This is a genomic window from Westiellopsis prolifica IICB1 (assembly GCF_004323185.1).
Taxonomy (GTDB): Bacteria; Cyanobacteriota; Cyanobacteriia; order Cyanobacteriales; family Nostocaceae; genus Pelatocladus; species Pelatocladus prolificus_A.
Genome location: NZ_NAPS01000002.1, coordinates 2,212,066 through 2,233,553, shown reverse-complemented (window position 1 = coordinate 2,233,553; position 21,488 = coordinate 2,212,066). Strand labels below are relative to the sequence as shown.

At 40.1% G+C, this 21,488-nt stretch carries 19 protein-coding genes and 1 tRNA gene; 12 read left to right on the top strand and 8 right to left on the bottom strand.

Translation table 11 applies throughout. The features are described 5' to 3' along the window. Window positions 1-38: 38 nt before the first annotated feature. Window positions 39-1,361 (top strand): ABC transporter substrate-binding protein, encoded by a 1,323-nt coding sequence (locus tag B4U84_RS23950; RefSeq protein WP_131120781.1) that lies wholly within the window; start codon window positions 39-41, stop codon window positions 1,359-1,361. A gap of 370 nt (window positions 1,362-1,731) precedes the next feature. On the opposite strand, the gene B4U84_RS23945 is transcribed toward B4U84_RS23950, so the two are convergent. The 3 genes from B4U84_RS23945 to B4U84_RS23935 all read right to left on the bottom strand — a co-directional run bounded on the left by B4U84_RS23945 (window position 1,732) and on the right by B4U84_RS23935 (window position 6,391). Beyond that, complete coding sequence (locus B4U84_RS23945) at window positions 1,732-2,523, bottom strand: hypothetical protein (RefSeq protein ID WP_131120780.1); 792 nt, start codon at window positions 2,521-2,523, stop codon at window positions 1,732-1,734. Between the two features lie 622 nt (window positions 2,524-3,145). Next, window positions 3,146-5,254, bottom strand: a complete 2,109-nt coding sequence (locus tag B4U84_RS23940; protein WP_131120779.1) for an ATP-binding protein — start codon at window positions 5,252-5,254, stop codon at window positions 3,146-3,148. A 195-nt stretch (window positions 5,255-5,449) separates the two neighbouring features. Then, window positions 5,450-6,391: a serine hydrolase gene (locus B4U84_RS23935; RefSeq protein WP_017311676.1), complete on the bottom strand. Its 942-nt coding sequence runs from the start codon at window positions 6,389-6,391 to the stop codon at window positions 5,450-5,452. Window positions 6,392-6,406: 15 nt separating this feature from the next. Here B4U84_RS23935 and B4U84_RS23930 point away from each other — a divergent pair, with 15 nt between their 5' ends. The 3 genes from B4U84_RS23930 (at window position 6,407) to B4U84_RS23920 (ending at window position 9,978) form a co-directional block, all read left to right on the top strand. Continuing rightward, entirely contained in the window at window positions 6,407-7,144 is a 738-nt protein-coding gene (locus B4U84_RS23930) for a C40 family peptidase (protein WP_017311675.1), read from the top strand. Further along, window positions 7,141-8,160: a glycosyltransferase family 2 protein gene (locus B4U84_RS23925; RefSeq protein ID WP_131120778.1), complete on the top strand. Its 1,020-nt coding sequence runs from the start codon at window positions 7,141-7,143 to the stop codon at window positions 8,158-8,160. The genes B4U84_RS23930 and B4U84_RS23925 overlap by 4 nt, the downstream gene beginning before the upstream one ends. Window positions 8,161-8,739: 579 nt before the next feature. Then, window positions 8,740-9,978, top strand: a complete 1,239-nt coding sequence (locus B4U84_RS23920; protein ID WP_131120777.1) for an MFS transporter — start codon at window positions 8,740-8,742, stop codon at window positions 9,976-9,978. Between the two features lie 71 nt (window positions 9,979-10,049). On the opposite strand, the gene B4U84_RS23915 is transcribed toward B4U84_RS23920, so the two are convergent. Further along, window positions 10,050-10,123 (bottom strand) — tRNA-Arg (locus B4U84_RS23915). A gap of 38 nt (window positions 10,124-10,161) precedes the next feature. On the opposite strand from B4U84_RS23915, the gene moaC reads away from it, so the two are divergent. Continuing rightward, window positions 10,162-10,668 carry a cyclic pyranopterin monophosphate synthase MoaC gene (moaC, locus tag B4U84_RS23910; RefSeq protein ID WP_131120776.1) on the top strand — a complete coding sequence of 169 codons (507 nt, stop codon included), beginning with the start codon at window positions 10,162-10,164 and terminating at the stop codon, window positions 10,666-10,668. On the opposite strand, the gene B4U84_RS23905 is transcribed toward moaC, so the two are convergent. Next, on the bottom strand, window positions 10,650-10,769 hold the full coding sequence (locus B4U84_RS23905) for a DUF2795 domain-containing protein (RefSeq protein ID WP_131120775.1): 120 nt from the start codon (window positions 10,767-10,769) through the stop codon (window positions 10,650-10,652). The two genes, moaC and B4U84_RS23905, sit on opposite strands and share 19 nt — an antisense overlap. 214 nt (window positions 10,770-10,983) lie before the next feature. Here B4U84_RS23905 and B4U84_RS23900 point away from each other — a divergent pair, with 214 nt between their 5' ends. The 6 genes from B4U84_RS23900 (at window position 10,984) to B4U84_RS23875 (ending at window position 14,300) form a co-directional block, all read left to right on the top strand. Continuing rightward, window positions 10,984-11,529, top strand: a complete 546-nt coding sequence (locus tag B4U84_RS23900; protein WP_131120774.1) for an Hsp20/alpha crystallin family protein — start codon at window positions 10,984-10,986, stop codon at window positions 11,527-11,529. A 385-nt stretch (window positions 11,530-11,914) separates the two neighbouring features. Continuing rightward, the gene (locus tag B4U84_RS23895; RefSeq protein ID WP_131120773.1) at window positions 11,915-12,148 is read left to right on the top strand and encodes a hypothetical protein; all 234 of its coding nucleotides are present in this window, start codon (window positions 11,915-11,917) and stop codon (window positions 12,146-12,148) included. A gap of 106 nt (window positions 12,149-12,254) precedes the next feature. Further along, window positions 12,255-12,512: a 2TM domain-containing protein gene (locus B4U84_RS23890; RefSeq protein WP_017311668.1), complete on the top strand. Its 258-nt coding sequence runs from the start codon at window positions 12,255-12,257 to the stop codon at window positions 12,510-12,512. A 113-nt stretch (window positions 12,513-12,625) separates the two neighbouring features. After that, complete coding sequence (locus B4U84_RS23885; protein WP_017311667.1) at window positions 12,626-12,937, top strand: DUF3181 family protein; 312 nt, start codon at window positions 12,626-12,628, stop codon at window positions 12,935-12,937. Between the two features lie 219 nt (window positions 12,938-13,156). After that, entirely contained in the window at window positions 13,157-13,375 is a 219-nt protein-coding gene (locus B4U84_RS23880) for a hypothetical protein (protein ID WP_016861275.1), read from the top strand. 490 nt (window positions 13,376-13,865) lie between these two features. Continuing rightward, entirely contained in the window at window positions 13,866-14,300 is a 435-nt protein-coding gene (locus B4U84_RS23875; RefSeq protein WP_131120772.1) for a hypothetical protein, read from the top strand. 122 nt (window positions 14,301-14,422) lie between these two features. Here the strand turns inward: B4U84_RS23875 and B4U84_RS23870 are convergent, their stop codons facing one another. After that, window positions 14,423-15,934 (bottom strand): hydroxysqualene dehydroxylase, encoded by a 1,512-nt coding sequence (locus B4U84_RS23870; RefSeq protein ID WP_017311665.1) that lies wholly within the window; start codon window positions 15,932-15,934, stop codon window positions 14,423-14,425. 256 nt (window positions 15,935-16,190) lie between these two features. On the opposite strand from B4U84_RS23870, the gene B4U84_RS23865 reads away from it, so the two are divergent. Continuing rightward, on the top strand, window positions 16,191-16,652 hold the full coding sequence (locus B4U84_RS23865; RefSeq protein ID WP_131120771.1) for a hypothetical protein: 462 nt from the start codon (window positions 16,191-16,193) through the stop codon (window positions 16,650-16,652). A 102-nt stretch (window positions 16,653-16,754) separates the two neighbouring features. Here B4U84_RS23865 and B4U84_RS23860 read toward each other — a convergent pair whose 3' ends face one another. Together B4U84_RS23860 and B4U84_RS23855 are read right to left on the bottom strand one after the other, a co-directional pair. Beyond that, window positions 16,755-19,757, bottom strand: coding sequence for a UPF0182 family protein (locus B4U84_RS23860; protein WP_131120770.1), 3,003 nt, complete (start codon window positions 19,755-19,757; stop codon window positions 16,755-16,757). A gap of 197 nt (window positions 19,758-19,954) precedes the next feature. Beyond that, window positions 19,955-21,241, bottom strand: coding sequence for a glutamyl-tRNA reductase (locus tag B4U84_RS23855; RefSeq protein ID WP_131120769.1), 1,287 nt, complete (start codon window positions 21,239-21,241; stop codon window positions 19,955-19,957). Between the last annotated feature and the right edge of the window lie 247 nt (window positions 21,242-21,488).

Genomic DNA, 21,488 nt, shown 5'->3' with positions numbered 1-21,488 from the left:
ATAAGCTTCTGAGCAAAATAGGAGTGTAATTGAAGTATATGAAAAAAACTATTAATGCCTTTGCTTTAGCCATGATTACCTTCACAACAGGCGTTTTAATTGCAGCTTGTGGTGATAACAACAGCCAATCGTCTACTAATCCCCAGAATACTAGTGATAGTGGAGCCACTACTACCCCGGTAGCTGCAACTACAGCAGGTTTAAAAATAGGTTCACTGCTACCGACAACTGGTGACTTAGCTGCGATCGGACAGCAGATGGTAGAGTCTGTCCCCCTAGCCGTTAATACCGTCAATGCTTGTGGCGGTGTTAATGGACAACCTGTGACTTTAGTTGCAGTGGATGATCAAACTGACCCCAAAGCTGGTGCTGCTGGTATGACAAAGCTGGCGACCTTAGATAAAGTTGCTGGTGTAGTTGGTTCCTTTGCTAGTAGTGTTTCGAGTGCAGCGGTCTCTATTGCTGTGCCAAATAAAGTTATGCTTATTTCTCCCGGTAGCACCAGCCCCGTATTTACCGAAAAGGCAACAAAAGGTGACTATAAAGGCTATTGGGCGCGTACTGCACCTCCAGATACTTACCAAGCTCAAGCTTTAGCCCAACTTGCTAATAAAAGAGGTTTTAAGCGAGTTTCCACTGTCGTGATTAACAATGACTACGGTGTAGGGTTTGAAAAAGCATTTGTACAAGCATTTGAAAAATTAGGGGGAACCGTAGTTAACAAAAACAACCCCGTTCGCTATGACCCCAAAGCTACAACATTTGATACTGAAGCGCAAGCGGCTTTTGCAGGTAAGCCTGATGGAGTACTAGGCGTATTCTACGAAGAAACCGGAGCTCTATTTCTGAAATCCGCATATCAGCAGGGTGGTACTCAAGGGGTGCAGATCATGCTGACTGATGGTGTGAAGTCAGATACATTTCCAGATAGAGTTGGTAAAACTCAAGATGGTAAATATATTGTTGCTGGAGCCATAGGTACAGTTCCCGGTTCCAATGGTAAAGGACTAGAAGCTTTTACTAAGCTTTGGCAAGAGAAAAGGAAATACGCACCAGCACCATACACCCCTCATGGTTGGGATGCAGCTGCTTTGTTAGTTTTATCTGCTCAAGCTGCGAAGGAAAATACAGGTGTCGGAATCGCCAGTAAAATCCGTGAAGTTGCTAATGCTCCTGGCGTAGAGGTTAGTGACGTATGCGAAGGTTTGAAATTACTCAAAGAAGGTAAAGATATAAATTACCAAGGAGCCAGCGGTAACGTAGATATTGATCAAAATGGCGATGTGATTGGTGTCTACGATGTTTGGACAGTAGGTGATGATGGCAAAATCAAGACAGTTGAGCAGGTTAGTCCGAAGTAGAGAGTAGGGATCGGGGATTGGGGATTGGGGACAAGGAAAGGGAGACAAGGAGGACAAGGGAGATTAAACAAACAAGGGGAATCACTTTCTATTGATTTTCCCCAATCCCCAATCCCCAATCCCCGTTACCCCTTCGCACCTAATCCCCACTCCCTTGGGGATACAGCTGGCGAATCAGGGGTGACACCCCTCACCGACGATTTTTCGTCATTCCACCAGATGTAGAGACGCGCCATGGCGCGTCTCTACAACCAATTTGTGGGCGAACGAGGGGTTTGACCCCCTATTCGCCAGCTGCATCCTTGGGGGAGTGGGGGCCCCGAGTTCCCCAGAGGGGGCCCCACCTTCCCCGATCGCCTTTCCCTATTTTCTATAAACCGAAGTTGTAACCTACTCCGAGTGTTAAGCCGATATCAGTGTCATCAAAAAATGCTGCATTGATAGCGGCCGTTGCAGTAAATCGATCGCTCAGTGGAAAATCTACACCACCAGATAAAAGAAAAGTAACCTCAGAGTCATCACCTGTTTTAATTGCTGCACCACCACCGACGTAAGGAGAAATTGGTACAGGTTCATTAAAAGTATCTCCTAACTGCTGGAGGGAAAAATCGTAGGTAATGGGAACTAGAATTGTGGTGTTGTCGCCAAATACTGCTGAAGGTCTAACAGATAAACTTCTTGACAGACCAACTTTGCTAATGGCCATAAAATTGCCATCACCTAAAGAGGACTCACCACCATTCAAACCAATGTTTGCTGCTATACCAATATAGCTAGATCCTCCACGAGTAGCTCGACCTGGAAGAATATCTGATTGCGCTACTTTAGGAGCAGGAGTAGATAATTGAGTACTTGGCTGTTGGTTTTGCTCTTGGTTTTGAGTCGTAAGTGCCGCAGATGATGTTGCTACTGTACCAGGAACGGGTGTAAATGTGGGACTATCTGTCTCTGGTGTAGCGATCGCCCAAAACTGTTCCTGAGTTTGGCTAGAATCGGAGACTACTAATGGATTTTCTACTGTATATGTTGTAGTAACTGCTTGTGTTTCAACGCTAGCAGAATTACTCGTTTGAGCAACAGCAGGTAAACCACCACCTAAAACAGCGACAGTTGCTACACTAACTAAATTGACTACTTCTGGATAAAAAACAATCTTATTCACATTCACTCCTCAAACAATATTACTTTTATAGATGATGGGTTTTGCCCATATTGAGCCAATTTTGGCAATATCTACATTTAACATCAAAAAATCTATTTCTACATCCCTATTTCTAAGGTAGTCCAAAGATTTGGATATTCACTATATATAGAGATAGATCCTCAATCCAACAAATGACAAAAATTATTCAATGAAAAAAAATCAATTTCTAAGAATTATTAGATTTTGCTTTTTTGCTGATTAATTATTAATGTTTATTTTTTATTAGTTGATTTTTTAATTATTTTGCAATGGCATGAAAAATAAATGTCAATACTGCAAGGGATAGGATTTTCGTCATAATTTTGAATATGTACCAGACGCGATATATCGCGTCTCTACAGGGTCTGTATTTGTATCAGGCTTTTCGTGAAATGGTATAAATACTGCTGGGGTCAGAAAAATATATTGATATTTTAATACTTTAGAGACGTTGCACTGCAACGTCTCTACATGTTCGGATTTATAACGAAAAATCCTTAAATTATCAGTATTAACTAAATACCAAAATGTCAATTATAAGGGTATATCACATTGATATAAATACATTTAATTATTGTTAATTATTTTAATAAATTTAAAACTAGTTCGAGTTTATACCTGAGCAAAATTCAGTTATTTCTAGAATTTCGTCAAAGCGGAAATCATAAGTAATTTGCGTGAGAATTTCAATTAAATGTGGATATTGTATGGGAATTTTAGCAAGGAGTTGGACAATACTTTCATCGTTACATTCTTTAGCTGCTGTGTGTAGTTTTTGTATCCATGTATCTGGCATTACTTTTAGGTCTTCAGGAGTTAACTTTCTAGATTGCAGAACATTATTTTGGTCAACTATACCTGGTTCCAAGTAAATGTAGCGTACGCCTAAGTGTTTTGCCAGGTGAGCAAAAATTTCTTCTTCGCGAAATGGTTTGCTGATAAAATCATCGCAACCAGCAGAGATCATTGCTTGTCGCTGTTCCTCAAAAGCATAAGCCGTGAGGGCAATAATTTTGGTATGAAAAGAAGAGGTAGACAGATGGGAATTGGGAGATGCGGGGATATCTTTATTCTTTTCATTCTCGTATCTATTCTTCTGTGCGTATTTTCTTTGTCTAGTCTTAATCTCCCTAGTAGCTTCATAACCATCCATAATTGGCATCTGCATATCCATAAATATAATGTGGGGATGCCAGCTTTCCCACATATTTATGCCTTCTTGACCATTTTCTACTTGTTGTATTTCAAAACCCAAGGGTTTTAAAAGTTTGATGAGAAACTGGCGATGATCTTGATTATCCTCCACAATTAGTAGGCGATAAATTGGCTGATTTGGTGCTAAAGACTTAACCCGTTGACTTGACAACTGGTTTTGCTGTTGTGTCGTCTGTGCTAACTTGGCTTGAATGTGGAATGCAAATATGCTTCCTTGTCCTAAAACACTGTTGACAGTAATATCTCCACCCATTAACTGTACAAATTTGCGACTAATTGCTAGTCCTAAACCTGTACCTTCTTGCTCGCGCTTACCAGTACCAGTTTGGACAAAAGCTTCAAATAAATTGTTGATTTCTTCTGAAGCAATACCAGAACCAGTATCTTCTACCTCGAAAGTAAGGGATCGGGGATCAGGGATTCTCCAGAGGAGACGCTTCGCGTAGACGCGTAAGCGGCTTCTCTCAGAGTACGGCGATTGGGAATTAGGTATTGGGTATTGGAAGAAATTTCTCCCTTGTCCTCCTTGTCTCTGTTGTCCTCCTTGTCCCTCGTGTCCCATTCTCACACGTAGAGTTACACTTCCTGCTTGAGTAAATTTGATCGCGTTACCCAATAAGTTCAATAGAATTTGCCGCAGTTTACTTTCATCGGTGATGATATATTGTGGTACTGATGGCGATCGCTCAAAGACAAGAGTAAGTTTTTTTTCTCTAGCTTTGAGGCGCAGCATATCCTCTAAGCTATCTAACAGACTATATAAATCTAATTTTGTTTCATTCAGTTTGATTTTACCTGCTTCAATTTTGGACATTTCTAAGACATCGTTTATTAGTTGCAGCAGGTGCTGACCACTTTTGTTGATAATTTCAAGATACTCCCGGTTTTCACCGATGCAGGAAGTATCGTCATACATGATTTGAGAAAAACCTAAAATACTGTTGAGGGGAGTCCGGAGTTCATGACTCATTGCTGCCAAAAACTGGCTTTTGGCTTTATTGGCTGCTTCAGCTGCTTCTTTAGCATGTTGTAATTCTATTTCAGCTTGCTTGCGATCGCTAATATCTCGTGCTACCCAAAGAACTGATTGGTCTGAGGTCGGGGAAATACTAGCGCTAAACCAAACTTTATGCTCCTGCTGACACAAACAGTAATCAAAATAAAGTATTTGCTGTAGTTCTAGAGCTTGTCTAACTTTTTCTAGCCATACCTGAGCAGTCTGTTCATGAAAAAATTGTTCTATCGTCTGGCTAATTACATCAGTATCATCTGTATATATTTGATTAGGTTTTGTTGGCAGAATTTTTATACTTCCGAGTTGATTGTTGTGCAAATTGATCACAAGCACTACATCAGTCATTGCTTCAAACACAGCACGCATCTGAGCTTCAGAAGTTTTTAGCCTTTGTTCAAGTAACTTGCACTTGCCGATTTCCTTTTGCAGTTGCTGACTCAACTTGTTTAATTGGCATTCCTGACGATCAACTAAATCCATATATTTTTATTGACCAATCATTCCTTGATGGTACAAGAAAGCGGGTTTATCCGTGGAATAAATCCAAAATCTAAAATCCTGTTAGCGGATGACCGATACTTCTTTGATGCTCTCCTATTCCCCGAAATTGTCAAAGCAGGTTTGAAAGAGGGAAGCAGTTTTTTTCTGTCTCCCTCCCTTTTCCATGATCTTTTTCTAATTTAAACTGGCAAGTGCTTCGGCAATACGCTGAGAAACAAAAGGTAAAATATCACGATTTTGAGCGTGTGCTTTGCCTTCAGTGAATACGACCAAAAGATAAGGATGACAATTCGGTATTTCTATATACGCAGCATCATGTCGAACTTGACTAGTCCAACCTGCTTTTGACCAAATTTGTGCTGTTTGGGGAAGACCAGCACCTAAAAAGCCTGTAACTTGATCTTCTTCTACATCTTTTGGTAAATCATCAGGATTGAGACTACGTTTGAGTAGACTCATCATTGCTTGCGATCGCATACTAGATACTGCGACACCACCAATAATGCTATGTAACAACCTGGCGATCGCATTAGTTGTTAACATGTTACGATTTTCTAATAATTGTCCATAGAAAGCGCGTTCACGTCCGTAAGGTCCATCACACCAAGTTTTTTGACAGACATTAATGCTTTCCATTTCCGGCCAACCCAAGGATTGATAGTAGCGATTAACAATATGACGTTGTTGTTTCCATGTCTCAAATGGGCCTGCTGGTAATTCGGGACCAGATGTAGTTCCTGTCAGTATATCTACTACCAAACTAGTAGCATCGTTACTAGAGTCAACAATCATATCGCCCATGGCTCTTTCTAACTCACTAGAAGTCTGAACCATACCTTTTTCTATCCATTCCTGTGCTGCTACCAAGTAAAATAGCTTCACTACACTGGCTGGATAAATTCGCTCTGAGCCTCGATAAGTAAAACCACGGACTGGATGGTTCCAAAAAGCATCTGGAGTCAGCGCACCGCCAGTATTTACCAACACAGGTGGATCGTAGACAATCCAAGTCAAAGCAATTTGGTTGCGGTCTAAGGTGGGAAATTTTGTCCAAGTTGCTTCTAAAATGCCATTACCTAGCTTTTCCAGTTGTTCTTCTTGATTAAAAAAAGTCATTGTTGTGTTTGCAGAATGTCTCTAAATCTCAAATCCCAAATCGCAAATTTAGAATCAGGTGAGTACGAGTGTCTAGCTAACCTGAACATATATGATTCTCCAGAATGTACACGCTTGGCTACCCAAGCTCACGTTGGGCGACATTTGTGGGTGACATCAAATGATGTAGACACACCCCGTAGCACATCTGTACAAGTGTGTTTGTGTGAGGATGACTACCCAGGCTGGTTGTCAGTTACAGATTTGGTTTTGTTACAAACAGCTACTGTACCTTATCAGGCTAAATCATTTTCCGAATCAGAAATCAAAAAATTGCTCCCAGAAGTGATTGCTTTTACTCACAAAGCGATGCAACAACCTAATTATTATCTTTGGGGTGGTACAGTTGGGCCAAATTACGACTGTTCGGGGTTGATGCAGGCGGCGTTTCGTTCGGTGGGTATTTGCTTACCCAGAGATGCGTACCAACAGGAAGATTTTACCCAATCAATTGACCTAGCACTGCTGACACCTGGTGATTTAGTCTTCTTTGGGACTCCCCAAAAAGCTACTCATGTGGGACTCTATTTAGGAGATGGTTATTATATCCATAGTTCTGGTAAAGATAAAGGGCGTAATGGTATAGGGATTGACATTCTCTCGGAACAAGGTGATGAGGTGAGTCAGTCATACTATCAGCAACTACGCGGTGCTGGCACAGTGGTGAAAAGTTACGAACCGCAGAGTCATAGAGGATTGAAAGAAAAAATATGAGGAGTGGATTAGTTTCTAATGGGATGGCTGGACAATATGAGGCGATGTCCTCACCAGTTCCCAGTGTTTCAGTGGTGGTACCCGTGCGTGATGAAGTGGAAAGTTTGCCTCATTTATTGGAGGCGATCGCTTCTACTTTAAATGCTAGTAATCTTAGTTATGAAATTATCTGTGTGGATGATGGTTCTAGTGATGGTTCCGCGCAGTTCCTGAAAGAACAAGCACAAATCCGCAACGATTTAAAAGCAGTGATTCTGCGGCGTAACTACGGCCAAACTGCGGCGATGGCGGCTGGGTTTTACTATGCACATGGCAAGGCAGTTGTAACTTTAGATGCCGACTTGCAAAATGATCCAGCAGATATACCGATGCTGTTGGCGAAACTAGATGAAGGCTACGATTTGGTTAGTGGTTGGCGGCTAAATCGCCAAGATGCAGCTTTGACAAGACTATTACCCTCTAAAATTGCCAACTGGTTAATCCGGCAGATCACCAGCGTACACATACATGATTATGGTTGTTCATTAAAAGCCTACCGTGCAGAATTGGTAGCAGATATGAATCTATACGGAGAACTGCATCGATTTTTACCAGCTTTGGCGTATATCGAAGGTGCAAGAATTACCGAAATGCCCGTACGTCACCACGCACGTAAGTTTGGTCACAGTAAGTACGGTTTGTCAAGAACTTTTCGGGTAATGATGGATTTATTTACCATCGCCTTTATGAAAAAGTTCCTCACCCGTCCCATGCATGTTTTTGGGCTATGGGGCTTGATTTCTATACTTTCGGGAGGTGCGATCGGCATTTATTTGACTTGGGTAAAATTAGCTTTGGGTCAAGATATTGGCGATCGCCCTTTATTAATTTTGGCTGTTCTGTTATTAGTAACAGGAGTACAGCTATTCTGCTTTGGTTTGTTAGCAGAGTTGCTAATGCGTACTTATCATGAATCCCAAGGGCGTCCCATTTATCGAGTCAGGGAAGTAGTAATGGGAGCGGGGAGCAAGGATTAGGGAGTGTAGGGGGTGTGGGGAGTGTGGGGAGTAATGTAGAGACGCCATTCATCGCGTCTGGGTGTGTGGGGTACAGGTCGAACTCACGTTTTTGATAGATTCTCCCTTGTCTTTTACTCTCCACTTTCGCCGAGTATCAAAGACTCGTCACTCGATTTTGGATTTTGGACGCGTGGATTTTAGATTAACCTCTTCTTTAAACAAGAGGCTTGAATAACGAATCTTTTTCGGTCTTTTCTCCATGAATGGAGAGGCTTGTAGACGCGGAGCGGCGCTGTCCGGTGGTAACCATGTTTTTAGATTTCAGATTTTCATTTTAATCCAAAATCTAAAATCTAAAATCTAAAATTGTTCGGTCAGCGAAGTACAAATAGTTGTTTACGAAAGACGACTCTTAAAGCTCCACGCCCAATACCCCATGGTCAACTAACCTCGAATCTGCCACAATTCTGAAGTATTAGCTATTATTAAGTAATGTAACAATACTTGTTAGTTATAAGTTCCAAGTTCATAATGCCAAATCTAAAATTCAATGATAATTGACTCTTGACGATTCACTTAAATTAACTTGCATTTACCGTGAGATTACTTAATAAAATTGATACTGAATTACAACGAAACCTGCTGATTTTATTTACAGCAGGTTTACTGTTCTGGTCTAGTTTGACTTCTTTGTTACCAACTTTACCACTTTATCTAGAAGAAGTAGGGGCGAGTAAGCAACAAATTGGGGTTTTGATGGGTAGTTTTGCGATTGGGCTGCTGTTATTTCGTCCTTGGTTAGGAAGTTTAGCAGACAAGCGGGGTCGTAAAATTGTACTGCTGATTGGGATGGTGGTGGTGGCGATCGCTCCCCTTGGTTATGAAATCACGACATCCATACCTTTATTAATTGTGTTGCGTGCTTTTCATGGCATTAGTATCGCTGCTTTTGCCACTGCTTACATAGCGCTGGTAGCAGATTTAGCCCCGGCTAGTAATCGTGGTGAGATTATTGGCTACATGAGCTTGGTTAATCCGGTTGGTTTAGCAATAGGGCCAGCTTTAGGTGGTTATTTACAAGCTGCGGCTGGAAATACGGCGTTATTTTTGTTATCTGCGGCCTTAGGTGGGTTAGGGGTGTTATGTATTTTGCCAATTGTTAATCCACCTGTTGACAAGCAGGAAACCAAAAACCTTGATTCTAATTTTTGGCGAATGTTGATTAGTCCCAGGGTGAGAGTACCAGCGTTTGTAATGTTAATGGTTGGTTTGACGATTGGAACTTTACATACTTTTGCACCACTGTATATCAAATCCACTCAAGTTGACTTAAACCCTGGGTTGTTTTACACAGCTTCGGCAATTTCTAGCTTTAGTGGTAGGGTATTTACTGGTAAAGCAAGCGATCGCTTAGGGCGAGGATTGTTTGTAACTATTGGTTTAGTTTTTTATTCTCTATCAATGGTGTTGATGTATCTGGCTAACAATGCTAGTACTTTCTTACTCGCTGCCCTCGTTGAAGGTATTGGAGGCGGTACACTAATTCCTATGATTGCGACACTGATGGCTGATCGTTCCCTTCCTCAACAAAGGGGACGTATTTTTGCCATATGTATAGCTGGATTTGATTTTGGCATTGCGATCGCAGGCCCAATTGTGGGTTTTGCTGCTGAACAAGTGGGATACCGCATTAGCTTCGGTTTCACAGCAGCATTAACCGGACTTGCTATGATTGTTTTTCTTACCCAATCTAGTAAAACTCTTCGCACTTCCCTACGTTTCGCCCTTGGTCGTGGTCAAGATTATTACGCCTTAAATGCAATTCAAGACTTATAAGTACAAAATAAAAATGAAGAAACAGCATTCTTCATTTTTATTTTTTTGATTTTTTATTTTAAATTTATAAACGGGCGAGGAGGGATTCGAACCCCCGACACCGTGGTCCGTAGCCACGTGCTCTAGTCCACTGAGCTACACGCCCTTGCGGTCACAGGATCTAATAGTAACACATGAAATTAAATGACGCAAGATAATTTTCCAACTGCTTCTGTTGAACTGACCCATCTAGATCACCAAGGGCAAGCCCAAATGGTAGATGTGTCAGAAAAACCATCGACAGTCCGCCAAGCAACAGCAGCTGCAAGAGTGCGAATGTCAAGCACAACCTTTACTGCTATCCAAGCAGGAAACGCCCCTAAAGGAGATGTGTTAGCAACAGCAAGACTAGCGGGAATTATGGCTGCTAAACAAACAGCTAACTTGATTCCTCTATGTCATCCTTTGCCTTTGCACAAAGTAGAAGTACTCATCACACCGGAACCAGAACTACCTGGTTATCAAATCCAGGCAATAGTTAAAACCAAAGCCGAAACCGGTGTAGAGATGGAAGCTTTGACAGCTGTTTCTGTTGCTGCTCTGACCCTTTATGATATGGCAAAAGCTTTAGAAAAGTCGATTCAAATTGAATCAATTCAATTAATAAGTAAAACTGGTGGCAAATCAGGAGATTATTTACAACAAAAATAGACTTTATGTTGTTGAGCCTGCTGAATCAACTCTTCTTTACTGACTGGATAGTTCACACCTTTCAAATTTTTTTGTAGTTGAAATGGGTTAACTTTAGCCATTTTGATTTAGCTGCAAAATTCACCTGTAAATATAATTTCCATGTTTACAACTAGGTATATTTGTTTCCTCTATCAGCAGATTAAGTAGTTTTAATTTTTGAAAAATAAAAGGTCATCCATTTGGCTGATGAGGCAAATTTTTACCCTTGATAGTTTAAAATTAAAAGTAAGAAGTTAGCACTTCTTGCCTGAGATAGAATCGGAGGGCTGAAATATGGCATTAATACGTTGGGACCCTTTCCGGCAAATTAACCGTTACGATCCTTTCCGGGAAGTTTCTAGCTTGCAACGGGAAATGAATCGCCTGTTTGATCGCATGATCACTACTAGTGATGAAAGTGATGAAATGGCTGGTTTTGCTTTTATGCCACTAGCTGAAATACACGAAAATGATGATAATATCCAACTGCGGGTAGAACTTCCTGGTATAGAAGCTAAGGATTTGGATGTAAAAGTTACTGCTGAAGCTGTTTCTATCAGTGGTGAACGAAAATCTGAAATTACAACCGAAGAAAAAGGAATAAAACGTTCGGAATTTCGCTATGGTCGTTTCCAACGCATGATTCCTTTACCTAGTAGAATTCAAAACGATCAAGTACAAGCAGAATTTAAAAACGGTGTTTTGTGTTTGACCATGCCGAAAGCTGAGGAAGAAAAAAATAAAGTTGTCACCGTTAATTTAGAGGGACAAGAAACTCAGGCAATCGGCGATCAGTATGATAGACAAACTCAACAGCAACTACAATCTCAATCAAGTTAACTTTACCCGAAATTAATTAGTAAATTAGTTTGCCGTTGATATTTCGGGTTGTTTGAAAAACACTAATATAATGTATAACAGGATTGACAGGATAATTCACAACAATGATTGTGCTGTCAGTCCTATTTTTGTTTTCTTAAAAGTATCGAGAAATGCCATAATGACGACAGATTTTCACCAGAAATTTTATAACTGATACCATTTCACCTTAATCACGATCCATATAAATTTGTAGAGATGCTTCAAACAGCGCGTCTCTACACCGCCTGTATTTGTACCAAGGTTTTAGTGAAATGGTATAAGTAACCTGCACCGAAGGTTTACGCCTACAAAATGACAAATATACCTTTGGCAAACTTTTCAGACATCCTCTGCGCTCGCCGAAATGATTTCTGCGCTCGCCGAAATGATTTCTGCGCTCGCCGAAATGATTTTTGCGCTCGCCGAAATGATTTTTGCGCTCGCCGAAATGATTTTTGCGTTCGCCGAAATGATTTTTGCGTGCGCCGAAATGATTTTTGCGCTCGCCGAAGTGATTTATGTGTGCGCCGGAGTAGTTTTTGTGTGCGCCGAAATCATTATTAATTACACATTCTTTAACCTATTCCCTGTTCCCTGACCAATTATTCCAAGCAGGGTGAGGAAGCATCCTAATTTTTCAATATGCTGAAAAAATCCTAAAATGGTTCAGAAAGCAAATTTTATTAAACTCTGTAACAAAGTATATGCCTCCTCGTTGGCCTCGTAAACCCGATCGCAAAGACCCAGCTTACCGCAAACTCGATGACCGGATGAATTTTGCTGTCCATGTGGCAATATTTGCAGCGTGTAATTCAGGGTTGTGGTTTTTTCACAATTTCTTAAAAACTACCTGGGAATGGCTACCTTGGGTGACAGCTGGCTGGTCAGTGATATTATTGGTTCACTTGATTTATATTGCGGCGATCGCTAATTATTCTGAAGTCCCGTCTAAATCCACCTGAAGACGGACTGATCAAGCTGGGGCAATTGTAACTTGTGGCTGTAGAGTCTTTTGGGAATTGAGCGATAATAGTAATAGTTTATAAATTCGCTTCCGTTCCTTAGGGTTATTTTTATGGCAAAGACTAACACCACAGAATTACTGGAAGCCCTAGCAAATGAAATTGGCGAAAACGTTTACATCGATATTGCCAAATGGCATTTATATCTATCAAACGCCAAGTTACATACTGTTGTTGCAGAACAAGTTTACCCCATAATTACTGGGAGTAAGCCAGTAGATGAAGAGGATGTGATCAAGGTTCTAGAATCTATTCCTGTCAAAATCGGTGGTGGTAGAAGGGAAGTTCCTCTAATTGACTTATTACCTCTACAATGTCAGGTAAATTTGGTGGATATATTAGAAAAATTCCAACGCGAAATTTAATCTTTTTTATTTTGTGTTAAGTAGCTTAAATTTTACTTGACTTAATAATCAATCTTTCTCTTTCTAAAAGAGAAACTATACCGCGTATCAGTCCATTTATAAGTTAACTCTAGTAGCAAATATATTTGCTCAAGCTTGAGAAACAGGACTGATACATAGTTTTTTTATGCTTTTTTAGATTCTTTATTAAAGCAATCTAGTTTACCGAGGTTATTTATTATGTTGCTACAACTTAAAGATAGTGGTGAGTTGTTGAAAATTCTTGATGTTCAAGAGTTAATTGACCCTAGTATTGATAGTATTCAAGCTAGAGATCAAGAAGGTCAAGAAGAACAGTCACCAGAATCTTATAAAAAGGAAAATCTCGTTTTTCCTTCAGGTGAAAATCTACCTCGTTGTTGGATGGATGCAAATTATAAACATGCGAAAGCTTCTTAATTTAAGCATTAACCAATTAGGTAGAGATGTGAGCGATCGCATCTCTACTTTATTTGAAGAACTGACTTAAAAAAACGTGAGTTTGATGAATCTTAGCTCATGAAATCCATCAAACTCACATTAATGTATAGAAAATTCTGATAGCTTGTATTATTTAAGATTGATGAAAGAAGATAATTGTTAAAATTATTACGTTTTGCAATCTCAAATTTCAAAGATTATATTCAATCAAAATTGGTATGATGGGTATCACCCATCATACTTGCAATATTCAATAAATGATATTATTAGCGATCGCGGCTGAAAAATCTTCCTAACAAAATCACCAATATAATGATTGGTAAGTTGAGTTCAGAAGATAAAATACCAAGAGCGATCGCCCTCATTTTTGTGTGAACTAACTCAGAACAATTCGCAAAAAGAGGGATAATTGTTGTTGTGGTTAAAAGTGAGGAGACTTTCTAAGAAAGTGACAATATAGGAGGTAAAGATGGGTCGTCTACTATATGAACACGCATTTTCTTACAAGGGATATTTAATCATTCCTTTTGTTTTTGGAAAAGCGGATAATTACGAAATTTATTCGTATAAATTATTATCAGCAATTGGTTACACAAGTCAATTCCACAAAATAGAAAATCCAGCCAAAATATATGGCAGCACTGTCAGTAATATCCTGGAGATTGCTAAAGAACATATAGACCAAAATTCAGAATTCGTCAGCGAGGGTGATTACTTTAAGAACCGCTATGTTTACCGTAATAGCCTCATAATTGTTTATCGACAAGAAGGTAAATCTTTTTACGATCACTATCCACCAGACTCATTGAATAACATTGCAGCACCCAAAATATTCACATCAGAATATGAATGTCTGAGTTGGATCAAGCAAGGACTTGATAGCTTAAATGTGCGGCGTCGGTAGTCCTTTAATAAAGGGACTATCCTAATTTTTTCAATATACCGCTAAGGGTTTAAACCCTTAGCTAATAGCACAAGTCGTCTTCAGACGACTCAAATAAAGGCGTTGCTGAATTATGATGGGCATTATGGTAGCCAAAAACTAGGTAAAATAGACTTACTTACATGACGTACAGTTCTATTCACTGTCCTTGCTAATTGAATATGAGGTTCATCAGCTTCCACTGGTATAATACGCACTGGTGTACCCTCACCTAAGTGAGAAATTACAAAATTTGCTGCTTCTAAACCTGTGACATAAGCTTTTTCTTGAGACCAAGAACCGTGACGGTTAACAATCCAATCACCACTCATAAATACATTTTTCACACTAGTTTTAGCTGGTAACATATGGCGATAGCTACCAGGTGCAAAGTGAGTAACCGCCTGTGGTAAACGAATAACGCTGCTATCAATTACCTTTGCTTGCTGAAATTCTGGTATACAAGTTGCTAAATAACGCTGCACTATCGGTATGATTTCTTGATCTTCAAGAGGAAGAAATTGATTAGCATGATAAAAATCAACTTCTACAACTGTTCCCGGTTCATGTTGATATTCATCATGTAGAGCATTCAAATCAAAAAATGTCCAGCCTGTAGTTTGATCAAAGCCAAAGCAAGCATTAGAAGGACGAGGAATTGTAATTTTGCGGTCAAACCAAAGACGAGTTGCTAAAACATCAATCGCCCCTAAGTTATTTAAATTGCGGAATTCTGTACGAGTTTGCAAACTGCTGCTACTAGAGACAATCTTTTTCATTCCAGTGACACCGACAGCAAAAATTATTGCATCAGCATCAAACACTTCGTCACCGCAAACTACACCTGTTGCTTGATTATTACTATCGATAATTAAGTCAGTCACACGTTTATTTGTGAGGAAATTTCCCCCTAATTTCTCAATATACTGTATCCAAGGGCGAAAGATTTTTTCTCCAACAGTTCCCCGACACCAAACCACATCGAAATCTGGTTGATGCGCCAAAATAAAATAGTAAAGCATCCCTAATGCTGCTGCTGCGGAACATTGTTCACCAGGCGCAAACAAACCCACCAATAACATTGGTTCAAAGGATTCGCTGTAAAGTCGTGCAGAAACACCAAAATCTTTGAACAGTTCTCGTGCTGTGACAAAATCATATTTCCGCCAAGCTGCATCAGAATTATCAAAATCAATGACAGCGTAAAGTAAAGGTAAGGCGCTGAGACGGTCAATTAATGGTAGGCGTTGAAATTGAGTATAAATAAAAGTTCCTAGAGGTGTTGGAAGTTGGGGTAAGTTTTGAAAAATAGGTGATTCAACTTCTAAACCTGCGGGTGAATATTGGGATGAACGAGTCCAAGTTGTAAAGGGGTTAATCTTTAATTCATGAATCAGGGCAAAGATATTTCTGTAAGGATACCAAAAACCGTGAATTCCCGCTTCTACTGAACGTCCTCCTGGGGTTTTCCAACCTGCTACTAACCCACCAGGGTAAGAACCTGCTTCGAGAAGAGTCACATCATAACCTTGTTTTGCTAGGTAATAGGTTGCACCTAACCCAGCCCAACCTGCACCAACAACTATCACCTTTTTACGTTGCGACGCTTCGGTCATTTTTAATCTCCGATTCTGATTGTAGAAACAGGGGTATAACCCACTAATACCAATTCACATTAATCACAATACATATAAATTTTGTACCAGACGCGATATATCGCGTCTCTACACGGTCTGTATTTGTATCAGGTTTTTTGTGAAATGGTATAAGTCCACTATCAATAGTAAACAATTATTATGTTATCAAGAGAACAGCTTGAAGTACTATCATGTGAACAACTGATGTATTATCTAACAATTAGGATTGCTAAAGATGGAATTTGATCCAATTAAAGAACTAGAGATTATTGCTCATGTCTTGACAATTGCTAAAACTCATAAAATTAGTGGCAAGGAAGCTTTAGGTTTATATATTCAAAGGTTGAAATTGGAAGTTGAACATAAACAGGAAGACAAAGTAAATTTATCTTCAAGTTTAAAATCAAGCTTAATCCCAGAAAAATGGGAATCATTGATGAAGTATGTACACCATCATCTCACTAATGAAGAACTTTCCCAAGCATATTATCAAGCTAAAGAAGAAGGAAAGTTGAAGCCAGCTAAACTGTTAGTAGGTGGTAATTTTTACTTTAGAAATTCTGATTTTGTCGGTAATAAGTATCTGGCACCAGGTATTATTGTGGAAGCCGAAATCTACGATAATAAAATTTGTCATGTTTGGATCTCACCAATTGAGTGCGAATTTGTTTTTATAGAGGAACTGGAATTTATTTAAGACTTACTCTCAAGAAACTCCTTGTTTTTAATTGATTTAATCATAGTGATGCTTCGCTCTTCTTGGAATATTTTTCAAAGATATTTTTTCTGCTTGATATCCTTACTCCACAGGTCGTATGATTGTCGGCGAAGCTGGCTTTTCTGGCTGAAAGATTGCAGCAAAGGCTTTTTCTAGAGTTTCTGCCATCACAATTTTATTTTCGTAGGCAACAATGACTGCTACAAATGTTGGCAAACTATTTTGTTCGGCTTCTAAATATAAAGGTTCAACATATAAAAGAGATTGCTCAATAGGAATTACTAAAAGATTTCCTTGAACAGCCTTTGAACCTTCACGATTCCACAAAGAAATCTGTTGAGAAATTACCGGATCTTGGTTAATTAATGCCTCGATTTGTTGAGTTCCGTAGACTAATAATTGTTTCGGAAATTCATATAATAATAATTTGCCGTAGTTCTCGCCATCAGAACGTGCTGCTAACCAAGCAATTAAATTAGCGCGTTGATTAGGCTTAAAAGGTAACAATAAAACAAATTCTTCTTTCTGTGCTTGTGGCAATTTCATGATCAGGTAGTATGGTTCTACCGATTGCTGTTCGCTACCATAAATTTCTGTCGGTATCTCCCATAAATCTTCCCGATTATAAAATACCTGTGGATCAATCATGTGATAAGTCAGCAGGCGTTCAGATTGAATCCTAAAAAAATCTCCTGGGTAGCGAATATGACTACGAAGCCCATCTGGGATAGTTTGCAGAGGTTTGAGCATTCGAGGAAAAATGTTTCCCAGAGTATTAATTACTGGATCTGTGGGATCAGCAACATAGAAATCTACTGTGCCATTGTAAGCATCAACAACTACTTTGATAGAATTACGAATGTAATTAAATGAATTTTTTCCAGGATCAGAATAGGGATAGCGATCGCTTACAGTATATGCATCAATTATCCAGTAAAGGTCTGTTGATTTACCTCTGAGAGTTTTCCCTCCCCCATCCGCAGCAACTAGGTAGGGGTCACTGTCAAAACGTAAAAAAGGCGCGATTGCTTGTACCCTTTCTCGAATATTGCGGCGAAATAATAATTTAGTTTGAGAATTAAAGTTGCGCGTCAGTAGCATTTGCCAATCTTTAAGATATTGAGCAAACAGCAACCGTCGCCACATCGCGCCAATATAAATTCCACCCTGCCCATCGTAGACGTTATAGACATTCTCGTTGCCACTGGGATAATCTAACTCTTGGGTTCTTGTCCCAGTCATCACGTAAGTGTCAGTAATTTCGCCGTAGTAAATGCGTGGTTGGGTGATGGGAATACTAGCACGAATTTCTTCAGTGGTGATTTGTAAAGCTCCTTGACTACCTGTATCTTCAACACCAATATCTTTAACGTAGTAATAGGGTAATCCACCGGGACCAACAAGGTTTACAGGACTAAGTGTAAAACCGTAGCCATGTGTATAAACTAAATGTTGGTTTATCCAAGTTTGCGCCTGCTGCGGAACATCACCATAATCTAATTCCCTTGCTGCGATAATGGTTTGTTGATATTGTGTTGTTTTATTTTGAAGGTTTCGTAATAATGTATAGCGGTCAATATCAGCACCAGAAAACTTATAATACGGTCGAATTTGTTGCAACTCACGATTAGTTTGTAACAAAGGACGAGTATCCCACAAACGGATATTACCAATTGTTTGATCATTGGTCTTTAAATCAGCTGCTGTCAGTTGACCTCGTGGATCAAAAGTTTCTGCATTGATCGCATCTAATTTAAATGCTTTGCGGGTGAAAGCAATAGTACGAGCAATATAAGGTCTTTCCTGAGCTAATTCGTTAGGTTGGACAACTAAACGCTGTACAATTGTGGGCAAAATTTCGCCAGAAATCCCTGCTACTACTAGGTATAATCCGAGCAAGTAGACTAGTTGGCGGGGAAAGGGAATTGGTCTTAATCTCGCTTTTTTACGTCTAGATAAAATATATATTCGCCACAGTAAGTAAAGTGCGATCGCTACCGCCAATAAACTCAGTCCAGTATAAATTGGTAACTGTACCTTGACTTCTGTGTAGCTAGCACCAAAGTTGAATCCACTCTTAGAATATAAAAGTTCGTAGCGCAATAACCAATAATGCAAGCCAATTACCAGCATCAGCAAACTTGTCAAGGCGTTTAAATGAAGTCGCTGCGGTACAGAAAACCCTGGAAACCATCCCTCACTCAAACTATTTGACGAACGCAGATAAATTAATGTTACAGAAGCTATACTGTATAAAAAAAGTCCTAGCAACCAAAATTTTAATAGCTGCCAAATTGGTAGAGAGAATACATAAAAACTAATATCTCGGTTAAAAAGAGGGTCTGTACTATTAAAACTTGTAGGTTGTAAATACTGCAAAACCAGTACCCACTTTGCTGATAGTAAAAATGCTAATAGTAAGCTCATCAGTAGAGCGATCGCTTTTAAAAAAAACTGATGATTAATTAAAATCGCGATCACCAAAACTACCAGCAAACCTGTATTGACAATAGATAGCCGTATTTCTGCGGTGTTAAAAAGTTGCAAAAATAACTGTAATGGTGGTGGTAGTTGCCAAGATAAAGTGAAGAGTTTGATATTGACAAACCACAACTCAAAAGCCCTCTGAGTGTAATAAATCAGAATCAATCCTGCTAAAGCACTCAGTCCTAAAACTACTGGGAAAAGTAGGTGTAGCTTCAGATGAGAAGACGCGAAGATCGCAAGACGCGGTGACAGTTGCGAAGACGCGGAGCTGGGGAGACGGGGTGACGCGGATAATCTTTCATTGATATTTCCCACGTTTGTGTGTCGCAATTTATTAAAGTCCCCGCGTTCTGGCGTCTCAATCTTCCCAGAGTGGTACTTGAGACGATTGGCTATAAATAAATTCCCTAGTAAAAAACTGATTGAGATCAAAAAAGCGATCGCCCACAACCCCGCTTGTGTCTGTAAACGCAACAGAAATTCTTGTAAATATCCAACTTCATCAAACCAAAGAATTTCCGCAACCAGACGTGAGGCTAATTCCAACAATAGCCACAAACCTAACACCAGCGCAATGACTCGAAAAAGGCGGTTCATAAAGGGTCGGGGATTGGGGATCGGGGATCGGGGATTGGGGATTGGGGATTGGGGATTGGGGATTGGGGATCGGGGATGAATCAGTTATCAGTTATCAGTTATCAGTTATCAAATTAAACTGTTCACTGTTCACTGATTAGTTGTCCCCCTTATCCCCTTTCCCCGATCCCCTTTCCCCAATCCCCGATCCCCGATTCCTAACTAAATTGCTCTCCTACATCCAGGTTAAATAACATTTGCAGGGATTGCATACAACGGCGTCTGGCATCAACGTCTTGCTGCGCTCGCAGTTGCACCATGGGGTCATGTAAAATTTTGTTAACGATACCTCGTGTTAAAGCCTCGATCACTTCTTGGTGTTTTTCGCCGAATTCTGAGCCCAAACGGGACAAAGCTTTTTCTAGTTCTTGTTCTCGAATAGTTTCGATTTTATTGCGTAGACAACTAATTGTAGTCACAGTTTCAAGCGATCGCCACCAAACATCAAAAGCGTCTACTTCTTCTTCTAAAAGTCCTTCGGCTTCTTGAGCCATCTTACGACGGCTTTCATGGTTTTGGGCTACTACTGCTTTCAAATCATCGACGTTAAACGCTTTGACGTTTGCTAGTTCGTTCACATCTGCATGAACGTTGCGCGGGACGGAAATATCAATTAACATCAGCGCCCGACTGGCTTCTAACACAAGTTCTAACTTGCCACGATCCAGAATTGGCTCAGTTGCAGATGTGCTTGTAAATACTAAATCACTTTCGCAAATTACTGACATCATTTTTGAAAGTGGATGAGTTTGGATATTATGTTCAGAGAAAGTTTTCGCTAATTCTTCTGCTCTACTAACAGAGCGATTTAAAATACAAATTTTGCCAGCACCTTTAGAAACTAGGTGTTGCACCAACAAGCGTGACATTTTGCCAGCACCGAGTATAGCCACTCGACAAGCTGCGAGATTTTCTATCTTCATCTGCGCTAATTCTACAGCCGCAGAACTAATAGAAACGGCTCCAGTACCAATACTAGTTTCAGTACGTACTCGTTTACCAGCCGTAATCGCTTGTTTGAATAATCGATTCAAAATAGTTTTTATACCGTTGTATTGCTGTCCTAGCTTATGAGTATTTTTTACCTGAGCAAGAATTTGACCTTCACCAAGTACCAAGCTATCTAAACCAGCAGCAACCCGCATCAAATGCATCACAGCATCTTGATGAAGCAAAACAAATAGGTGTTGGCGTAGAGATGTCACAGCGATTTTGCTGTGTTCCGAGAGAAATTGTGTGACTTCTCGAACACCCTGTTCGCTTTCTTCAGTGACAATGTAAATTTCTAAACGGTTACAAGTGCTGAGGATGGTCACTTCATCAATATGAGGATAGCTAAGTAGTTGCGCGATCGCACTTTCGGTTTGTGGTTCTGGAATACTCAGCTTTTCCCGGACTTCAACTGGGGCTGTTTTATGGCTTAACCCCACTACTGCTATATTCATTTGCTAAATCGTATTTACTAATTGGGAATAGGGGATTGGGGATCGGGGATCAGGGATCGGGGAACGGGCAACGGGTAACGGGCAACGGGTAACGGGCAACGGGCAACGGGCAACGGGCAACGGGCAACGGGCAACGGGCAACGGGCAACGGGCAACGGGCAACGGGTAACGGGTAACGGGGAACAGGGAGACAAAGGAGAATAACCAATGCCCCATGCCCCATGCCCCATACCCCATGCCCAATGCC